This is a genomic window from Mesorhizobium sp. Mes31 (assembly GCF_024519675.1).
Taxonomy (GTDB): Bacteria; Pseudomonadota; Alphaproteobacteria; order Rhizobiales; family Rhizobiaceae; genus Mesorhizobium.
Genome location: NZ_JALJRL010000003.1, coordinates 42,037 through 62,528 on the forward strand (window position 1 = coordinate 42,037; position 20,492 = coordinate 62,528).

Annotated in this window: 14 protein-coding genes; 12 read left to right on the forward strand and 2 right to left on the reverse strand. The window is 64.2% G+C overall.

Features of this window, described 5'->3' with window-relative positions:
- Window positions 1-84: 84 nt before the first annotated feature.
- From NR193_RS05575 to NR193_RS05630, 12 genes are all read left to right on the forward strand, one after another.
- On the forward strand, window positions 85-981 hold the full coding sequence (locus NR193_RS05575) for a glutamine amidotransferase family protein (protein ID WP_256749878.1): 897 nt from the start codon (window positions 85-87) through the stop codon (window positions 979-981).
- Window positions 982-985: 4 nt separating this feature from the next.
- The gene (locus NR193_RS05580) at window positions 986-1,711 is read left to right on the forward strand and encodes a GXGXG domain-containing protein (protein ID WP_256749879.1); all 726 of its coding nucleotides are present in this window, start codon (window positions 986-988) and stop codon (window positions 1,709-1,711) included.
- A gap of 6 nt (window positions 1,712-1,717) precedes the next feature.
- Window positions 1,718-3,046: an FMN-binding glutamate synthase family protein gene (locus NR193_RS05585; protein ID WP_172351489.1), complete on the forward strand. Its 1,329-nt coding sequence runs from the start codon at window positions 1,718-1,720 to the stop codon at window positions 3,044-3,046.
- 39 nt (window positions 3,047-3,085) lie between these two features.
- The gene (gene glnT, locus NR193_RS05590) at window positions 3,086-4,393 is read left to right on the forward strand and encodes a type III glutamate--ammonia ligase (RefSeq protein ID WP_256749880.1); all 1,308 of its coding nucleotides are present in this window, start codon (window positions 3,086-3,088) and stop codon (window positions 4,391-4,393) included.
- Between the two features lie 89 nt (window positions 4,394-4,482).
- Complete coding sequence (locus tag NR193_RS05595) at window positions 4,483-5,736, forward strand: sarcosine oxidase subunit beta family protein (protein WP_256749881.1); 1,254 nt, start codon at window positions 4,483-4,485, stop codon at window positions 5,734-5,736.
- Window positions 5,737-5,752: 16 nt separating this feature from the next.
- Window positions 5,753-6,028 carry a sarcosine oxidase subunit delta gene (locus tag NR193_RS05600; RefSeq protein WP_256749882.1) on the forward strand — a complete coding sequence of 92 codons (276 nt, stop codon included), beginning with the start codon at window positions 5,753-5,755 and terminating at the stop codon, window positions 6,026-6,028.
- Between the two features lie 241 nt (window positions 6,029-6,269).
- Window positions 6,270-9,251 (forward strand): sarcosine oxidase subunit alpha, encoded by a 2,982-nt coding sequence (locus NR193_RS05605; protein WP_256749883.1) that lies wholly within the window; start codon window positions 6,270-6,272, stop codon window positions 9,249-9,251.
- Complete coding sequence (locus tag NR193_RS05610) at window positions 9,244-9,873, forward strand: sarcosine oxidase subunit gamma (RefSeq protein ID WP_256749884.1); 630 nt, start codon at window positions 9,244-9,246, stop codon at window positions 9,871-9,873. Before NR193_RS05605 ends, NR193_RS05610 begins: the two co-directional genes overlap by 8 nt.
- Window positions 9,874-10,000: 127 nt before the next feature.
- Entirely contained in the window at window positions 10,001-12,370 is a 2,370-nt protein-coding gene (locus NR193_RS05615) for a DUF1989 domain-containing protein (protein WP_256749885.1), read from the forward strand.
- A 252-nt stretch (window positions 12,371-12,622) separates the two neighbouring features.
- Window positions 12,623-14,332 (forward strand): APC family permease, encoded by a 1,710-nt coding sequence (locus NR193_RS05620; RefSeq protein WP_256749886.1) that lies wholly within the window; start codon window positions 12,623-12,625, stop codon window positions 14,330-14,332.
- Window positions 14,333-14,512: 180 nt separating this feature from the next.
- Complete coding sequence (locus NR193_RS05625) at window positions 14,513-16,615, forward strand: FAD-dependent oxidoreductase (protein WP_256749887.1); 2,103 nt, start codon at window positions 14,513-14,515, stop codon at window positions 16,613-16,615.
- Window positions 16,616-16,668: 53 nt separating this feature from the next.
- Window positions 16,669-18,207, forward strand: a complete 1,539-nt coding sequence (locus NR193_RS05630; protein WP_256749888.1) for a trimethylamine methyltransferase family protein — start codon at window positions 16,669-16,671, stop codon at window positions 18,205-18,207.
- Here NR193_RS05630 and NR193_RS05635 read toward each other — a convergent pair.
- Both NR193_RS05635 and NR193_RS05640 read right to left on the reverse strand, forming a co-directional pair.
- On the reverse strand, window positions 18,204-18,884 hold the full coding sequence (locus NR193_RS05635) for a TetR/AcrR family transcriptional regulator (RefSeq protein ID WP_256749889.1): 681 nt from the start codon (window positions 18,882-18,884) through the stop codon (window positions 18,204-18,206). The two genes, NR193_RS05630 and NR193_RS05635, sit on opposite strands and share 4 nt — an antisense overlap.
- A 46-nt stretch (window positions 18,885-18,930) precedes the next feature.
- Complete coding sequence (locus NR193_RS05640) at window positions 18,931-20,478, reverse strand: ABC transporter substrate-binding protein (RefSeq protein ID WP_256749890.1); 1,548 nt, start codon at window positions 20,476-20,478, stop codon at window positions 18,931-18,933.
- Window positions 20,479-20,492 lie beyond the last annotated feature (14 nt).

Sequence of the window (20,492 nt, forward strand, 5' to 3'; positions counted from 1 at the left end):
TAGAGGAATATTTTTTTCATACGATTGAATTTATGGGACTCATTCGATACATCATCTTCTAGCTACAAACGCCGGGAGGCTGACATGTGTGGAATCGTCGGACTTTTTTTGAAGGACAAGTCGCTTGAGCCCCAGCTCGGCTCGATGCTGTCGCAGATGCTGATCTCGCTCAGCGATCGCGGCCCGGACAGCGCCGGCATCGCCATCTATGGCGCACCTTCCAAGAATGAGGCCAAGATCACCATCCAGTCGGCCAAGCCGGAGCGCGATTTCCGCGGACTCGACACCGAACTCGCCAAGGCCATCGGAACGCCGGTGAGCATCGCGGTGAAATCGACCCATGCCGTGGTCAGGACCACGCCCGCCAAGATCGACGAAGCGCGCGAGGCCATCCAGGCACTGCGCCCCGACATCCGCATCATGGGCACCGGCGACGTTGTCGAAATCTACAAGGAAGTCGGTCTGCCGGAGGCGGTGGTCGACCGTTTCGATGTCCGCAGCATGACTGGCACGCATGGCATCGGCCATACCCGCATGGCGACGGAATCGGCGGTGACGACGATGGGCGCGCATCCGTTTTCGACCGGCGCCGACCAGTGCCTGGTGCACAATGGCTCGCTGTCGAACCACAACAATGTCCGCCGCGAGCTGGTTCGCGAAGGCATGAGATTCGAGACCGAGAACGACACCGAAGTCGCGGCGGCCTACCTCTCCTCGCAGATGGCGCACGGCAAGAACCTCGGCGAAGCGCTGGAAGGCACGCTGTCCGACCTCGATGGCTTCTTCACCTTCGTCGTCGGCACCAAGAACGGCTTCGGCGTCGTGCGCGATCCGATCGCCTGCAAGCCCGCCGTCATGGCCGAGACCGACCAGTATGTCGCCTTCGGCTCGGAGTATCGCGCGCTGACCAAACTGCCCGGCATAGACAATGCGAGGGTCTGGGAACCGGAGCCCGCAACCGTCTATTTCTGGGAGCATTGAGTTCATGCCGGCAACCTCCAAGGCAACGCACGACCAAAGCCACGCACGCGTCTTCGACCTCGACGTCATGTCGCTGCGCGAGCTCAACCAGGCGCTGCACAATCTGACGCCCGGCTCGAATGAAACGGCATGGGAAGTGCTGAACCCGAAGGGCAATCATTCGGTCGCCGTCGGCGTCGATCAGCCCATCACCATCGATGTGCGCGGCAGCGTCGGCTATTACTGCGGCGGCATGAATGACGGCGCCACGATCACAGTGCACGGTTCGGCTGGACCCGGCGTCGGCGAGAACATGATGTCGGGCTCGATCATCATCAAGGGCGACGCCAGCCAGTATGCCGGCGCCACCGGCAAGGGCGGCTTGCTGGTCATCGAAGGCAACGCGTCGTCGCGCTGTGGCATCTCGATGAAGGGCATCGACATCGTCGTGCGCGGCAATATCGGCCACATGTCGGCCTTCATGGCGCAGTCCGGCAATCTGGTGGTGCTGGGCGATGCCGGCGATGCGCTGGGCGATTCCATCTACGAGGCGCGGCTTTTCGTGCGTGGCAATGTCGACAGCCTCGGCGCCGACTGCATCGCCAAGGAAATGCGGCCCGAACATCTGGAATTGTTGCAGGGCCTGCTCGACCGCGCCGGTGTGACTGGCATCAAGCCGACGGAATTCAAGCGTTACGGCTCGGCGCGCACGCTCTACAATTTCAATATCGACAACGCCGACGCGTATTGAGGCAGCATGACCTACAAGAATCCGCCGACGACGCCGCGCAAATCCGCGACCTTCGACGACTACACGCTTTCCGAAATCCGCCGCGCCGCGGCAACCGGCATCTATGACATCCGTGGCGGCGGCGCCAAACGCAAGCTGCCGCATTTCGACGACCTTCTGTTCCTCGGCGCCTCGATCTCGCGCTATCCGCTCGAAGGCTATCGCGAGCGCTGCGACACCAGCGTCGTGCTGGGCTCCCGCCATGCCAAGAAGCCGATCGAACTGAAGATCCCGATCACCATCGCCGGGATGAGCTTTGGCTCGTTGTCCGGCCCTGCGAAGGAGGCCCTCGGCCGAGGCGCGACACTGGCCGGCACCTCGACCACCACGGGCGATGGCGGCATGACAGAGGAAGAGCGCGGCCATTCCAAGACGCTGGTCTATCAGTACCTGCCATCCCGCTATGGCATGAACCCGCGCGACCTGCGCCGGGCCGATGCCATCGAGGTCGTTGTCGGCCAGGGTGCCAAGCCCGGTGGCGGCGGCATGCTGCTCGGCCAGAAGATTTCCGACCGCGTCGCCGAGATGCGCACGTTGCCGAAAGGCATCGACCAGCGCTCGGCCTCACGCCACCCCGACTGGACCGGTCCCGACGACCTCGAGATCAAGATCCTCGAACTGCGCGAAATTACCGACTGGGAAAAGCCGATCTACGTCAAGGTCGGCGGCGCGCGCCCCTATTACGATACAGCGCTTGCGGTGAAGGCCGGCGCCGATGTCGTCGTCGTCGACGGCATGCAGGGCGGCACGGCCGCCACGCAGGAAGTGTTCATCGAAAATGTCGGCCAGCCGACGCTCGCCTGTATCAGGCCGGCGGTGCAGGCGCTGCAGGATCTCGGCATGCACCGCAAGGTGCAACTGATCGTCTCCGGCGGCATCCGCAACGGTGCCGATGTCGCCAAGGCGCTGGCGCTCGGCGTCGACGCGGTGTCGATCGGCACAGCCGCCCTTGTCGCGCTCGGCGACAACGACCCGCGCTGGGAGGCGGAGTACAACGAGCTCGGCACCACGGCCGGGGCCTATGACGACTGGCACGAGGGGCGCGACCCGGCCGGCATCACGACGCAGGACCCCGAACTGATGAAGCGGGTCGACCCGGTTGCCGCCGGACGCCGGCTGGCGAACTACCTCAAGGTGATGACGCTCGAGGCGCAGACGATTGCCCGCGCCTGCGGCAAGAACAGCCTGCACAATCTCGAACCCGAAGATCTCGTCGCCCTGACGATCGAGGCAGCCGCCATGGCCGGCGTGCCGCTGGCCGGCACCAACTGGATACCGGGAAAGAACGGCTTCTAAGAACTAGACCACCAAAAATACCATAAGCGAGGAACTATAATGGGGAACGATCTCGCCGCATTCGCCAAAGAGAACGGCGTCAAGTATTTCATGATTTCCTACACCGACCTGTTCGGTGGCCAGCGTGCCAAGCTGGTGCCGGCGCAGGCGATCGCCGACATGCAGAAGGACGGCGCCGGCTTTGCCGGTTTCGCCACCTGGCTGGATCTCACGCCGGCACACCCGGATATGCTGGCGGTGCCGGACCCGGCTTCGGTCATCCAGTTGCCATGGAAGCCCGATGTCGCCTGGGTCGCCGCCAACTGCATCATGGACGACAAGGAGGTCGACCAGGCGCCGCGCAACACGCTGAAGCGGCTCGTCGCCGAAGCGGCGAGTGACGGCATGCATGTCAAGACCGGCGTCGAGGCCGAATTCTTCCTGATCTCGCCCGACGGCAAGACGATCTCCGACGAATACGACACGGCGTCGAAGCCTTGCTATGACCAGCAAGCGGTGATGCGCCGCTACGATGTCATCGCCGAGATCTGCGACCACATGCTGGCGCTCGGCTGGGGCGCCTACCAGAACGACCACGAGGATGCCAACGGTCAGTTCGAGATGAACTGGGCCTTCGACGATGCGCTCGCCACCGCCGACAAGCACTCCTTCTTCAAGTTCATGGTCAAGTCGATCGCGGAGAAGCATGGCCTGCGCGCGACCTTCATGCCAAAACCATTCCAGGGCCTGACCGGCAATGGCTGCCATGCCCACATCTCGGTGTGGGACAAGGCCGGCAAGACCAATGTCTTCGCCGACAATTCGATGGAGCTCGGCCTCTCCGCCAAGGGCAAGAACTTCCTCGGCGGCATCATGAAGCATGCCTCGGCCTTGGCCGCGATCACCAACCCCACGGTCAACTCCTACAAGCGCATCAACGCGCCGCGCACCATTTCGGGCGCGACCTGGGCGCCGAACACGGTGACCTGGACCGGCAACAACCGCACCCACATGGTGCGCGTGCCCGGCCCCGGCCGTTTCGAACTGCGCCTGCCCGACGGCGCGGCCAACCCCTATTTGCTGCAGGCGGTCATCATCGCCGCCGGCCTCGACGGCATCCGCTCGAAGGCCGACCCCGGCAAGCGTTACGACATCGACATGTACCAGCACGGTCATACCGTGAAGGGCGCGCCTAAACTGCCGCTCAACCTGCTCGACGCCTTGCGCGAGTTCGACAAGGACAAATCGCTCAAGGCGGCGCTGGGTGAGGAATTCTCGTCGGCCTACCTAAAGCTGAAGCACCAGGAATGGAATTCCTATGCTTCGCACTTCACGCAATGGGAGCGCGACCACACGCTGGATATCTAGAGCATCGGACCGAAAAGTGTGAAGCGGTTTTCGGGTGAATCCGATGCACCAGGAATCCAGCGCGGTGCGAGCGACCTCGGAATAAACGTATGAAATACTCGATCTTTTCGCTCGCCCGCGCCGCGCTTTCCGGTCACAAGAACTGGCAACGCACCTGGCGCGATGCCACGCCGAAGGACCGCTATGACGTGGTGATCATCGGCGGTGGCGGCCATGGCCTGGCCACCGCCTGGTTCCTGGCCAGCGAATACGGCATCAAGAATGTCGCCGTGCTGGAAAAAGGCTGGATCGGTTCCGGCAATGCCGGCCGCAACACCACCATCATCCGCTCCAATTACGGTCTGCCCGGCAACACCGGCTTCTACGAATTGTCGATGAAGCTGTGGGAGCGGATGGAGCAGGACCTCAACTACAACGCGATGGTCAGCCAACGCGGCGTCGTCAACCTCTATCACTCCGACGCGCAGCGCGACGCCTATGCGCGGCGCGGCAACACGATGCGCATCAACGGCATCGACGCCGAACTGCTCGACCTCGCCGCGGTCAAGAAGATGATGCCGTTCCTGAACTTCGACAATGCGCGCTTTCCCGTGCAAGGCGGGCTCTTGCAGCGACGCGGCGGCACGGCACGGCATGACGCCGTGGTCTGGGGCTATGCCCACGCGGCGAGTGCGCTCGGCGTCGATATCATCCAGAACTGCGAGGTGACGGGCTTCGTGCGCGACGCCAACGGCAAGGTGACGGGCGTCGAGACCTCGCGTGGCAAGATCGGCGCCGGCAAGGTCGGCATGGCCGTTGCCGGCAGTTCCTCACGCGTCGCGGCGATGGCGGGCCTGCGCCTGCCGATCGAAAGCCATGTGCTGCAGGCCTTCGTCTCCGAGGCGATCAAGCCGCTGCTGCCCAACGTCATGACCTTCGGCGCCGGGCATTTCTATGTCAGCCAGTCGGACAAGGGCGGGCTGGTCTTCGGCGGCGACATCGATGGCTACAATTCCTACGCCCAGCGCGGCAACATGCCCGTGATGGAAGACGTCTGCGAGGGCGGCATGGCGCTGATGCCGATGATCGGCCGCGTGCGCCTGCTGCGCCAGTGGGGCGGCATCATGGACATGTCGATGGACGGCTCGCCGATCATCGACAAGACGCCGGTCGACGGCCTCTACTTGAACGCCGGCTGGTGCTATGGCGGCTTCAAGGCAACGCCGGGATCGGGCTTCGTCTTTGCCCATCTGCTGGCCCGCGACACGCCGCATGAGGAGGCCGCAAGGTTCCGCCTCGACCGCTTCCGGCGCGGCGCGATGATCGACGAAAAGGGCCAGGGCGCCCAACCGAACCTGCACTGAGGACGGTCAAGAAATCATGCGTATTGTCTGTCCCTTCTGCGGAGAACGCGAACTCGGCGAGTTCACCTATCTCGGCGACGCCAAGCCAGTGCGGCCGGTGGCCGGCGCTTCGGAAGACGAGGCGTTCGACTATGTCTATCTGCGCGACAACGTCGCCGGCGCGACGAGCGAATACTGGTATCATGGCGGCGGCTGCCGGGCCTGGCTGAAGGTTGCCCGCAACACGCTGACGCACGAGATTTCTGCTGTCGAACCGGCAGCGGGCGCCGGGGCGAGGCAGGCTTTGAAATGAATATTCCTGTCCAAGTCAGCGCCGCCCCTCATCTGCCTGCCGGCACCTTCTCCCCGTATAGAGACGGGGAGAAGGGAGATGGCCGCGACCTCGGAGCTCTTCCTGCAACGTTGATGATTAGCGAAATCGTGGACGAGAGCGCCCTTCTCCCCGTCACTATACGGGGAGAAGGGCCCGGCAGGGCGATGAGGGGCAGCGCGACGCTCCCGCATGACATCGAATCGATGAGAGGCCGGCAGTCGTGACATCCAGCCAGTCCCATCGTCTCGCTTCCGGCGGTCTCATCGACCGCTCGGCGGCGCTTAACTTCCGCTTCGACGGCAAGACCTTCTCAGGCTTCCAGGGCGACACGCTCGCCTCCGCACTGATCGCCAATGGCGTCAAGCTGGTCGGCCGTTCGTTCAAATATCATCGCCCGCGCGGTATCCTGACTGCCGGCTCGGAAGAGCCCAACGCGCTGGTCGAACTGCGTACGGGCGCGCGGCGCGAGCCGAACACCAAGGCAACGACCGCCGAACTCTATGAGGGGCTCGAGGCCGCCAGCCAGAACCGTTGGCCGTCGCTGCGCCACGACGTGATGTCGGTCAACCAGCTGTTCGCGCCGATCTTCGTCGCCGGCTTCTACTACAAGACCTTCATGTGGCCGGCCAAGTTCTGGGAAGCGATCTACGAGCCGGCAATCCGCCGCGCCGCCGGCCTTGGCCGCGCCGCCGGCGTCGCAGATCCCGACCACTACGACAAGGCCTGGGTGCATTGCGATGTGCTGATCGCCGGCTCCGGCCCGGCTGGCCTTGCGGCGGCACTCGCCGCCGGTCGCAGCGGCGCCCGCGTCATCCTGTGTGAAGAGGATTTCACGCCAGGTGGCCGCCTGCTCTCGGATGGCGGCACGATCGATGGCGTTCCAGCAGCCGAGTGGCTGTCGCGGACGCTGGCTGAGCTTGCGGCGATGCCCGACGTCCGCATCATGACCCGCACGACATTGTTCGGCGTCTATGATGGCGGCACCTATGGTGCGATCGAACGGGTCAACGACCACCTACCCTCGCCGCCCGAACACCAGGTGCGCCAGCGTCTGTGGCGGATCGTGGCCAAACGCTGCGTGGTCGCCGCCGGCGCCCTTGAGCGGCCGATCGTCTTTGCCGGCAACGACATGCCTGGCGTGATGATGGCTTCGGCGATGCGGACCTATATCGCGCGATACGCCGCAACGCCGGCAAAACGCATCGCGCTGTTCACCAACAATGAGGACGGCTGGCGCACGGTCGAGACCGCACTCGGCGCGGGATTGCAGATCGCGGCGGTGATCGACGCGCGGCCTGATGTATCGGCCGCGTATCGCTCGCTGGCCTCCAAGGGCGGCTTCCCGGTGCTGCACGGCTCCGTCAGCGGCGTCGAAGGCGGCAAGGATGGCGTCAGGAAAATTGCGGTGTCACTGACCGGCGGTGCACGCGCCGAAGTCGAGGCCGACGGTCTTGCCGTCTCCGGCGGCTGGAACCCTGCTGTCGGGCTGACCTCCTATCATCGCGGCCGGCCGAAATGGCGCGACGACATCGCTGCCTTCGTGCCGGATGGCGCGCCTCCCGGTATGGTGGCCGCCGGCGCGGCCAACGGCGATTTCGGACTCGGTGCGTGCCTCAGCCAGGGGTTTGCCGCGGGTGCAGCAGCGGCGCGTGACGCAGGACACAACGGCAAGGCGGGCACCGCGCCCGTCGCCAATGACGAAGCGTTCTCGCTCACCCCGCTCTGGCACGTCGCCGGCAAGGGCAAGGCTTTTGTCGACTACCAGCACGATGTGACGGCATCCGACATCGAACTGGCACAGCGCGAAGGCTTTGAATCGGTCGAGCACCTGAAGCGCTATACGACGCTCGGCATGGCCACCGACCAGGGCAAGACCTCCAACGTCGCCGGCCTCGCCATCATGGCGGCGGTGAGCGGTCGCTCCATCCCCGAGACTGGCACGACGATCTACCGGCCGCCCTATGTGCCGGTCGCCATCGGCGCCTTCGCCGGCCATCATCGCGACGAGACTTTTCACGCGACGCGGCTGACGCCGTCGCATCAATGGGCAGCCGAACAGGGCGCCGTCTTCGTCGACACCGGCCTGTGGAAGCGCGCGCAATGGTATCCGCGCGCCGGCGAGAAGGACTGGCTGGAATCGGTGACCCGCGAGGTCAAGGCGGTGCGTAGCGGTGTCGGCTTCTGCGATGTCTCGACGCTCGGCAAGATCGACGTGCATGGCGCGGATGCCGGCGCCTTCCTCGATCGCGTCTACATCAACACCTTCTCCAATCTTGCCGTGGGCAAGGCGCGCTACGGACTGATGCTGCGCGAGGATGGCATCGTCTATGACGACGGCACGACGTCGCGGCTGGCCGAGGACCACTATTTCCTGACCACCACCACGGCCAAGGCCGGACTGGTGATGCAGCATCTCGAGTTCTGCCGGCAGGTGCTGTTTCCGGAGCTCGACGTGCAGTTGACCTCGGTCTCCGACCAGTGGGCGCAATTCTCGATCGCCGGGCCGAAGACACGTGACCTGCTGAAAGAAATCGTCGATCCGGCCGTGGACCTGTCGAACGAGGGCTTTCCCTTCATGGGCGCCCGCGAAGTGGCGTTGCGCGGTGGCATCAAGGCGCGGCTGTTCCGCATCTCGTTCTCAGGTGAGATGGCGTTCGAGATTTCCGTGCCGGCACGTTTCGGCGATGCCATGGCACGCAACCTGATGCTGGCGGGCAAGCCATTCGGCGTGACGCCTTACGGCACCGAGGCGCTTGGCGTCATGCGGGTCGAAAAGGGTCACGTCGCCGGACCAGAGCTGAGCGGAACGACAACGGCGGCCGATCTGGGCCTGGGCAAGATGATGTCGACCAAGAAGGACTATATCGGCCGCGTCATGGCCGGGCGCGAGGCACTGGTCGCGCCGGATCGTCAGGTCGTCGTCGGCATCAAGCCGACCGACAAGACACGCCGGCTGCGGTCCGGCGCGCACATCATCCCGAAAGGCCAGACACCCGGCCCGGGCAACGACCAGGGCTACGTCACATCGGTGTGTTTCTCGCCGACGCTCGACCAGTGGATCGGGCTCGGCCTCGTCGAGCGCGGGCGCGAGCGCATCGGCGAAATCGTTCATGCGCATGATCCGCTGCGCGGCGAAGACTATGATGTCGAACTGTGCAACCCCGTCTTCTACGATCCAGATGGAGGGCGCCAGCGTGGCTGATTTTTCCTGGGTTTCCCGCAGTCCACTCGAGCATGCGCTGGTCGTCGGTGCGCATGGAGCACGCGGCACCGAAGCCGGCGTCTCGCTGACCGAGATTCGCAATTTCGACCTGATCCAGGTGATGGCGCGGCGCGGCCAGGCGGCTGAACTGGCAAAGGCGGCAAAGGCCCGTTTCGGCTTGGTAGCGCCTGACGCACCCAAGGCGGTCCCAACTCAAGATGCCATGCTGATCTGGTCCGGGCCGGATCAGTTTTTTGTGCTGTCGAAGGGCGGCAAGCACACAATGCAAACGCTGGCACCGGCATTGTCCGGCCCCGCCTCGCTGTCGGACCAGTCGCATGCGCGCGCTCTGATCGGCATTTCCGGATCGAAGGCGCGTGTCATGCTGGCCAAGCTGTCGTCGATCGACCTTCACCCGGCGACATTCCCGATTGGTGCGGCTGCCGCGACCTCGATGGATCATACGAGCGTCACGCTGTGGCGCGGTGGCGATCGGCCCGACGGACAGGCGGTGTTCAACCTTCTGGTGTTTGCGACCTTCGCCGAAAGCCTGTGGCACACGATGCTTGATGCCGCTGCCGAATACGGCGTCGACATCAGCCACTCCGAGGAACTGGCCTAGTTTTCAACCCTGCTGGCGATGGGTAGTCCGCCACCTCCACCTTGCCAAATCCGGCCTTGCTGCCTATTCTTGCTGCTAAAATAATTTCACATACAGGCAAACTTGTTTCTCGAACCGCAAGGCTGAGATGAGCCAGTCGCCCTACCCTGCAATCGCAGCCGGACCGCCCAAGCCCAGCCTGATCCTGAGGCCGGGCCAGATCGCGCTGCCGCCGGGCATGGAGCGTTATACGATCCAGGGAAACGGCGCGGTTCTCATCGAGTTCGAAGCCGGCGACACAATCACCGTGCGCAATGTCGAGGGTGGCCAGGCCTGCGAAATGCTGGCCTGGGACAAGACCGGCGCGACCGATACCGGTATTTTTGGTGAGACATCGAACAGCAACGCCGCCGGCATCAAGGCGCTGCTCGCCGTGGGCGATGACAGTCTCGCCGCACTTCGGCGCGGGCTCGCGCGCCGTCAGGTGCGGATCGACCAGGCCAAGGCGCTGCGCGTGTTTGGTGCCGCTACACCCGCCGGCACCGAGCAGGGTTTCACTGCCCTGCGCGACGGCTCGATGGTCATCGCCGCCCCCGGCGGGCCGATGCTGGTTGACGGCCACGACACGGCGACACCGCTCGCGGTTATTGTCCGTCGCGCTACCATCCGCCCGGTGGCGAAATCGCAGTTGGCCGATCCACTCGCCGATCCCGTGCTCGATTTGCGCGTCTATTCGGCGACTGCGGAATCCTATTTCGTCAAAGCCGGGGACTATCTGCAGATCATCGATGTCGACGGGCGCCAGTGCACCGACTTCCAGTGCTTTTCGGCGCGCAAGCTGGACAAAGGCCTCGACCATCCTCTCGACGTGACGACGACCCGCACGCTGATGGGATCAAGCTACCCGATGCCCGGCCTGCATTCGAAATACTACGACCAGGACATGGAGCCGCTGGTCGAGGTGGTGCAGGACACGTGTGGCCGACATGACGCCTTTGCGCTCGCTTGCGCGGCCAAATATTACGACGACATCGGCTATCCCGGTCACACCAACTGCTCGGAGAACTTCAACCGCGCTTTGTCGGACAAGGGCGTCAATCCCCGCGCCGGCTGGATGGCGATCAACTTCTTCTTCAACACCGCGATCGACGCGCACGGCGTCATGGTGTCCGACGAGCCGTGGTCGCGGCCGGGCGACTATGTGCTGCTGCGCGCGCTCACCGACATCGTCTGCGTGTCCTCCGCCTGCCCCGACGACACGACGCCCGCCAATGGCTGGAACCTGACCGACATCCATGTGCGGACCTATTCCGGTCAGCACAAATTCTCGCGAGCGATCGCCAGACGCATGACGCCCGATTCGGAACCCAAAATGACCCGCGAGACATCCTTTCATTCGCGCTTTGCCAAGCACACCCGCAACTTCGTCGAGTACCGGGGCTACTGGCTGGCCAATTCTTTCGCCAAGCAAGGTCCGATCGACGAATACTGGGCCTGCCGGCAGGACGCCGTGATCATGGACCTGTCGCCGCTGCGCAAGTTCGAGGTCACCGGCCCGGATTCCGAAGCCTTGCTGCAATACACGCTGACCCGCGACGTCAAGAAGCTCGGCGTCGGCCAGGTCGTCTATTCGGCGATGTGCTACGAGCATGGCGGCATGATCGACGACGGCACGCTGCTGCGCCTCGGCAAGGACAATTTCCGCTGGGTCGGTGGCGACGATCTGTCCGGCGAATGGTTGCGCGAGACGGCGGCGAAGCTCGGCCTCAACGTGCTGGTGCGTTCCTCGACCGACCAGATGCACAATGTCGCCGTGCAAGGGCCGAAGAGCCGCGACATTCTCAGGCAGGTGATCTGGACCTCGCCGCTGCAGCCGTCGATCGACGAACTCGAGTGGTTTCGGTTTGCTGTCGCGCGCATTGGCGGCGGCAACGGCATTCCCGTCGTGGTCTCGCGCACCGGCTATACCGGCGAGCTCGGCTACGAGATATGGTGCCATCCGCGCGACGCCGAAAAGGTGTTCGACGCCATCTGGGAAGCCGGCCAGCCGTATGGGTTGAAGCCGATGGGACTGCAGGCGCTCGACATGGTGCGCATCGAGGCCGGACTGATCTTCGCCGGCTACGAGTTCTCCGACCAGACCGATCCCTTCGAGGCCGGCATCGGCTTTACCGTGCCGCTGAAGACCAAGACCGATGACTTCATCGGCCGCGAGGCGCTGATCCGGCGTAAGGAAAACCCGCAGACAAGGCTGGTCGGCCTCGACATCGACGCCAATGTCACTGTGGGCCATGGCGACTGCGTCCATGTCGGCCGCGCGCAGATTGGCGTGGTCACCTCCAGCATGCGCTCTCCCCTGTTGAACAAGAACATCGCGCTGGCGAGGCTAGATGTCACCCATGCCGCTATCGGCACCGAGGTCGAGATCGGCAAGCTCGACGGCCACAGCAAACGGCTGCCGGCCCGCGTCGTCGCTTTCGCGCACTACGACCCGCAGAAGACCAGACCACGCTCCTGACGACCGCTTTCGCGACGTACAGACCGGCCGGTCGGCGACGTCGCCGGACGCGTGAGCCCGCACGCTCGCAAGCGTGATGTGCACGGCGTCACAAAACGCTTGACGTGAAAGCGCGCCGGATCGATCTTCACTCTTAAGAAAAAAATGCGACTGAGTGGAAACACGGCAGCCGTGCGATCACATGCCGGGGAACAAGCTTCGCGAAGTCGAGGCGTCGCCGGTGGGGAACACAAAAAAGGGGAATTCACACATATGAGCACGATAAGCACGGCCCTGGAGCAGCCTGCCGAAAGCAAGCTGCTGAGGCATATCGACTGGCGCGGCGCTTTCTGGGTGGCAAGCGGCGTTCCGGCGCTGGTCCTGTTCTCGATCGGCGGCATTGCCGGCACGACCGGAACATTGGCCTTCCTGATCTGGACGGCGTCCATGATCATGGGCTTCCTGCAATCCTTCACCTATGCCGAAATCGCCGGCCTGTTCCCGAACAAGTCCGGCGGCGCCTCGATCTACGGCGCCACCGCCTGGCTGCGTTATTCGAAGTTCATCGCGCCGCTATCGGTGTGGTGCAACTGGTTCGCCTGGTCACCGGTGCTGTCACTCGGCTGCTCGATCGCCGCCGCCTACATCCTCAACGCGCTGGCGCCGGTGCCGCTGTTCACCGATGCCTCGCCGGATGTCGTCGCCTATATCGCCGCGCATGCCGGAACGAGTGCCGCCGACGCCGTCACGGCGGTGACCGCGGCCGCCACGCCGGCAATCCGCAACTGGACGCTGTACAGCCACACGCTGGGTCCGGTTTCCTTCACGCTCAACGCGACCTTCTTCATCGGCGCGGTGCTGATGCTGATCATCTTCTCGATCCAGCATCGCGGCATCCTGGGCACGGCCAACGTGCAGAAATATATCGGCCTGCTGGTCATCATCCCGATGCTGATCGTCGGCGTCGTGCCGATCGTCACCGGCCAGATCAACTGGGCGAATTTTTCGCCGCTGGTGCCGCTGGCAGCCGCCTATGCTCCCGAGCCCGGCGCCTGGAACATCGCCGGCTGGACCCTCGTGCTCGGCGGCATGTTCATCGCCGCATGGTCGACCTACGGTTTCGAGACCGCCGTCTGCTACACTTCGGAGTTCAAGAACCCCGGCACCGACACGTTCAAGGCCATCTTCTATTCCGGCCTGTTGTGCATGCTGCTGTTCATCCTGGTGCCCTTCACCTTCCAGGGCGTGCTGGGGCTGAACGGCATGCTGGCGACCCCGATCGTCGACGGCTCCGGCGTTGCCGACGCGCTGGCCGGCATGGTCGGTGGCGGGGCGCTGATCCACAGCCTGCTGGTGATGCTGATGATCCTGGCGCTGGTGCTGTGCATCATGACGGCGATGGCCGGTTCCTCGCGCACGCTCTACCAGGGCTCCGTCGACGGCTGGCTGCCGCGCTATCTCAGCCATGTCAACGAGCATGGCGCGCCGACCCGTGCCATGTGGACCGATCTCGTCTTCAACCTGATCGTGCTGGCCATCGCCTCGGCCGATGCGACGAGCTTCTTCTTCATCCTCGCCGTGTCGAACTGCGGCTACATCATCTTCAACTTCCTCAACCTCAACGCCGGCTGGATCCATCGTATCGACAACGGCCATATCGCGCGGCCGTGGAAGGCACCGAGCTGGCTGCTCGGCGTCGGTGCGATCTTCGCCTATGTCAATGCGATCTTCATGGGTGCCGGTGCCAAGGTGTGGAACCCGATGGCGCTGTGGGCCGGGCTGATTACGGCTGCCCTGATCATCCCGGTGTTCTGTTACCGGCATTATATCCAGGACGGCGGCAAGTTCCCCGACCATATGATGGCGGACCTCGGCATGACGGGTGCCGACCTCTCGGTCAAAAAGGCGGGAATGCTGCCCTATCTGACGCTGGTCGCCGGTGTCGTGGTGATGCTGCTCGCCAACTGGTTTTTCGTCATCTGACCAGGGTCTTTGAACGGGCGCCGATCAGCGCCCGTTCCGCATCCTCCCTGCGATCTCAATCCATCCCGGCGAAAGCCGGGATGGATTTTTTGTTGTTTGCTTCCCTGCCCATTGCGCGGCGCCCGGCGTGCGAATATGCTTGTTGTACGATCGTTCAACAAGCATATTCGAGAAGCCTCGATGCCGTGCAATCCCCGCTACGAAATCCTGTTCGAGCCGATGCGGATCGGGCCCGTCACCGCGCCGAACCGCTTCTATCAAGTGCCGCACGCCAGCGGCATGACCAACGCGCTGCCGCGGGTGCGCGCCGCCTTTCGCGAGGCCAAGGCCGAGGGCGGATGGGGCGTGATCTGCACCGGGGCCTGTTCGATCGACCCAACCTCGGACGACACGCCACTGCCTTTCGCCACGATGTGGGACGACAACGATATCCGCGCGCATGCGCTGATGACGGAGGCGGCGCACCGCCACGGCGCCCTTGCCGGCGTGGAACTATGGCACGGCGGCGCATCGGTCATGAACAGGACAAGCCGCCTGCCGCCGCTGTCACCATCCGGGATTCCGTGGATGGCCACACATGTCGGCTTCATGGGCAATCTGCGGCCGAAGACGATGGACAAGGCCGACATACGCGAGTTCTTGAGGTGCCAGGCCGAGGCGGCGCGCAAGGCGCGCAGGGCTGGCTTCGACATCGTCTATGTCTATGCCGGCATGGGCTATCTCGGCTACGAGTTCCTGCTGCCGGAATACAACCATCGCACCGACCAATATGGCGGACCGATCGAGAACCGGGTGCGCTTCGTGCGCGAGATGATCGAGGTCACCAAGGACGCTGTCGGCAAGGATTGCGGCGTCGCCTTGCGGGTAAGCCTCGAGGAATTGCGCGGCCGGCCCGGTCGCAACCAGCCCTCGGAAGCGCACGAGCTGATCGAGCTGCTCGCCGACCTGCCCGACCTGTTCGACGTCAAGATGGATTCCAGTCCGACCGACTGTTCGGCGTCGCGTTTCACGGGGGAAGGCAGCCACGAGCCGGTGATCGATTTCGTCAAGTCGCTGACGAAGAAGCCGGTGGTCGGCGTCGGCCGCTTCACCTCTCCCGACACCATGGTCTCGCAGATCAGGCGCGGCGTGCTGGACTTCATCGGCGGCGCGCGCCCGTCGATCGCCGACCCCTTCCTGCCGAACAAGATCCGGGAGGGCCGCGAGGCTGAAATCCGCGAATGCATCGGCTGCAACATCTGCATTTCGAGCTGGCATGACGGCGTGCCGGTGCGCTGTACCCAGAACCCGACCGCAGGCGAAGAGTGGCGGCGCGGCTGGCACCCCGAACGCGTCGAGCGCGCCGATAAGCCTGAGCGGATCCTGATTGTCGGCGGCGGGCCGGCCGGGCTCGAATGCGCGCTCACGCTCGGCCGTCGCGGCCATGAGGTGATGCTCGCCGACAGCAGCCGGTCCTTCGGCGGGCGGCTGACCTTCGAGAAGACGCTGCCCGGCCTCTCGGCCTGGAACCGCGTCGTCGACTACCGGCTCGGGCGCCTCGACGAGATGAGCAACGTCTCGCTCTATCCCGAGAGTCCCATGGGCGCGGACGAGATCATCGCCCTGGCACCGGACCGCGTGGTGCTGGCGACCGGCGCGCGCTGGACCGATATGCTCTACTCCTCGCTGGAGATTCCGGTCGGCCGGCTCGACCGTCCCGATGTGCTGACCCCCGACGACGTTGCCGGCGGCCGGCTTCCTCAGGGGCCCACCTTGGTTTTCGATTTCGACAACTATTACATGGGCGGCGTTCTCACTGAACATCTGGCCGCGCGGGGCATCCCGGTCAGCTACGTGACGCCAGCGGGCCAGGCGTCCGCATGGACGATCATGACCAATGAGTTGCCGCTGGTGCATCGGGCGCTGGCACGGCGCAAGGTGCCGGTGACCACGCTGCATCTCCTAAAGTCCTTCGACGGCGAGACGGCGATACTGGCGCATCTATTCACCGGTGAGGAGACTCGCGTCGCCTGCCGCTCGGTGTTGATCGTCGGGCTGAGATTGCCGCGCAATGAGCTGTTCGAGACACTGACCGAACGGGCGGACGAGCTTGCGGCGGCCGGCATCCGCAGCGTCGATCGTGTTGGCGACGCACTGGCCCCGGGCGCCATTGCGCACGCTGTGCACAGCGGCCACAAGCTTGCTCAGGAGATCGGTGCAAAAATCCGCTGGCAGCCCTACCGCCGCGACACGCCGATCGTCGACGCGGTGGCGGATTTCGATATGCGCACAGCTGCCGAATAGAGCGAAACGGTTTTCCGTTCGGAATTGCGTCAAACAAGGAGTTCTAGAGAACCATGGAGCGCATCACGGCACGTCGCAGACCCGGCCGCCCGCAGCGCGAGATCGGCGGCATCGAACAGCGGCCATGGAAACAGCTGACACGGTCCTATGCGCCGATCGAGATCCTGTCGGCCGACCAGGTGCGGACGATCCACGAAATGGGCCTCACCATCCTCGAAGAGATCGGCATGCGGGTGCTGCAACCGCAGGCGCGCCAGTTCTATCGCGCGGCTGGCTGCGATGTCGACGAAGGCGAGATGCGGGTGCGCTTCGACCGCGCCATGGTCATGGAGCGCGTCGCCATGGCGCCGTCATCCTTCGAACTGCGCGCCCGCAACCCGCAGAAGAATGTCAAGGTCGGCGGACGGCACTGCATCCTGTCGTCAGTGGGCGGGCCGGCCTATGTCATGGACAATGATCGCGGCCGCCGTCCCGGCACCTATGCCGAGATGTGCGACTACTTGAAACTCATCCAGTCGTTCAACGTGCTGCACCAGGAGGGCGGCGGGCCGTTCGAGCCGCTCGACCTGCACCAGAACACGCGCCATCTCGATCTCTACTATGCCGAGATCACCTTGCTCGACAAGAACTGGCAGCCGCAGGCGCTCGGCCGCGGACGCGCCATCGACGCGCTGGAGATGGTGGCGATCTCGCTCGGCACGACGCGCGAGAACCTCGCGCAGGAGATGCCGGTGTTCACCGGCATCATCAACACCAATTCGCCACTGCAGCTCGACGAGCCGATGGCCGAAGGGCTGATCGCACTGGCCGAGCATGGCCAGGTCAATGTCATCACGCCGTTCACGCTCGCCGGCGCGATGAGCCCGGTGACGCTCGCCGGGGCGCTGTCGCAGCAGCATGCCGAGGCGCTGGCCGGCATCGTGTTGACCCAGATCGTGCGACCCGGGGTGCCGGTGATGTATGGCGGCTTCACTTCCAATGTCGACATGAAGACCGGAGCGCCGGCCTTCGGCACGCCCGAATACACGCAAGCCGCGCAGATCACCGGCCAGCTATGCCGGCTGATCGGCGTGCCGTTCCGCTCGAGCAATGTCACCGCCGCCAATTCAGTCGACGCGCAGGCCGCCTATGAGAGCGCGATGTCGCTGTGGGGGTGCCTGATGGGTGGCGCCAACCTGGTGCTGCACGCCGCCGGCTGGCTCGGCGGCGGGCTCACCGCATCGTTCGAGAAGCTGGTCATCGATGCCGAGATGCTGCAGATGATGTGCGCCTATTTCGAACCGCCGGTGGTGGATATCGACACGCTGGCACTGGAAGCCGTGCGCGAGGTCGGTCCGGCCGGACACTTCTTCGGCGCGGCGCACACGATGCAGCGCTACGAGCGCGCCTTCTATTCGCCGCTGGTGTCCAACTGGGACAATTACGACACATGGATGGAGCGCGGCCAGGTGACGGCGCGCGAGCGGGCCAACGTCATCTGGAAGCGCATGGTCGCCGAATACGAACAGCCGCCGATCGATCCCGGCATCGACGAGGCGTTGCGCGACTATATGGAACGCCGCAAGCGCGAGGGCGGCTCACCGCTGAACTAGGCGCCCCGCAAAGGCCCGACCTGTGCCTCCAGCATTTCAAAGCCGGCGGCTTCGGCGGCCTGTGGCGTCACGACGCTTTCGTCGAGACACCATTCGAGCCAGAGCCCGTCGACCAGGGCGATGAAATTGCGCGCCAGCGCCGGCGCATCGACATCCCTGCCGCGCGGCTTTGCGACCGCCGCGATGTCCTCCGCGAGTTCCGCCCGATAGGCGTCGTAGAGTTCGCGATGCGCCGCCTTGAGACGCGGGTTGACGGCAATTTCGCCCCACAGCGATAGCCAGATCAGCAGGTTGTCGCGGCTGAAATAATCGGGCGAGAAATTGGAGTGCACCAGGGCAGCGAGCGCTGCCTGCGGCGGCCAGTCCGAAGTCTCGGCGCGGCGGCGCTTGGCTTCGGCAATCTGGTTGTTGACGCTGGCATAGAGCGAGGATTTGTAGACCTCGACCAGCAACCCATCGAGGCTTTCGAAGTGATGGTTGATAAGGCCACGCGAGACGCCGGCCTCCTTGCAGATGCGATCGATGGTGAAGGCGCCGATGCCGCCCACCGACAGGCATCGCGTCGCCGCCTCGATCAGCATGGAGCGGCGCACATCGGCCTGTTCGCGGCTGAAGCGCGGCGGCGATTTCTTGGCGCCGCGCTTCTTTCTGGCAGTTGCTGGTTGGGCTTCCGTCATGGGCTCCAGCTAATCGATTGCGGCCAAACTGTCCACTTGCCGCCGGTCACACCCGCTTCTTGAACAGCACCGGATTGGGGTGGCCGTCGGGATAGATGACCGGCTCGAAATCCGTCTTGTGGATGACGACCAGCGGCTGGTGGCAGATGAAGACGAACCCGCCGGACTGCTCCATCAGATCCTCCATCCGGTTGGACAGCGCGACGCGCTTCGCCGGATCGCTTTCCGCCACCAACTGCTGATAGCTGGTCTCGAATTCAGCACTGTCGAAGCCGGACCAGTTGTAGGCGCCGATCTGGTCGGGGCGGAACCAGACCAGGTTTTCGGACGGATCGACGCCACCGGCGAAGTCCATCAGCGCCAGATCGACGTTCTTGTAGCCATCGCCTTGCGTCTTGTCGCCGACGCCCCAGAATGCGGCCTCGTCGTAAGGCTGGATCTCGACCTTGATGCCGGCCTGTTCGAGACTGGCCTGGATGATCTGCGCCGTCGCCGTGCGGATGGAATCGTTCATCACCGTCAGCGTCAGCGACAGATTACTGACACCGGCTTCGGTGAGCAGCGCGGCGGACTTTTCATAGTCCGGCGCCGCAATCAGGTTGCTGGCGCGCGCGAATTTGGTGCCAGGCTGCACGACGCCCGTGGAGCGCTTGGTGAGGTCATCATAGACACCGGTGAGTATCTGCCCGACATCGACACCGTATTGCACGGCCTGCCGCACCTTGAGGTCCTTGAGACGTGGGCTCAGCATGTTGATGGTCAGCCAGACATAACGGGTCGACTGCGCCTCGATCACCTTGGTGTTGGCGGGCGGACTGGCCTTGACCGCCTTGGTCGCCGAAATGGCGATCTTTGTGTAGTCGAAGGCATCGGCTTCATAGGCAAGCTGCGCCGCCTGGTCGTCAGCGACGATGTAGATTTCGACCTTGCCGAAATCCGGCTTCGGGCCCGGCCAGTCAGGATTGGCGGTGAGCGTCACCTTCTGCTTTTGCTGCCAGTCGGAGAAGAGATAGGGACCGCAGGTTGCCGGTGGCTCGGTGGTGAACTTGCCGCCCGCCTTCTCGGTACCGGCGCGGCTGATGATGTGGCCGCCATAGTAAGGCAGGCTGGTGACGAAGATCGGCTGGTACGGGTCCTTGAGATGGATGATGCCGGATCTGGCATCGACCACTTCGACGCGGTCAAGCTTTTCGAACTGATAAGCCCAGGGCGACGACAGCTTCGGATCGGCGATGCGCTCGTAGGAGAATTTCACGTCCGCGGCGGTGACGGGACCAAGGCCTTTCGACCATTTCAGCCCGTCGATCAGCGTGAAGGCAATCGTCTTCGGATCCTTCAGCTCAAGCGTCTGCGCCCCCCACAGCGACCATGGCGAACCTTCCCGGAGATCACCGAGACGGTTCAGCGACACATAGATGCCGCGCATGATGACGTCCTCGATGCCGCCGATCATGAAGGCGGGGTCAAGCGTCTGCAAATCGCCATCCATGCGGATGCGCAGCGTGTCGCCATCGGCCGACCAGGCGAAACCCGGCTTCATCGCCAGCCCGGCCCCCAGCGCGCCGGCCGCTTTCAGGAATGCACGTCTGTCCATGTTCCATCGTGTCA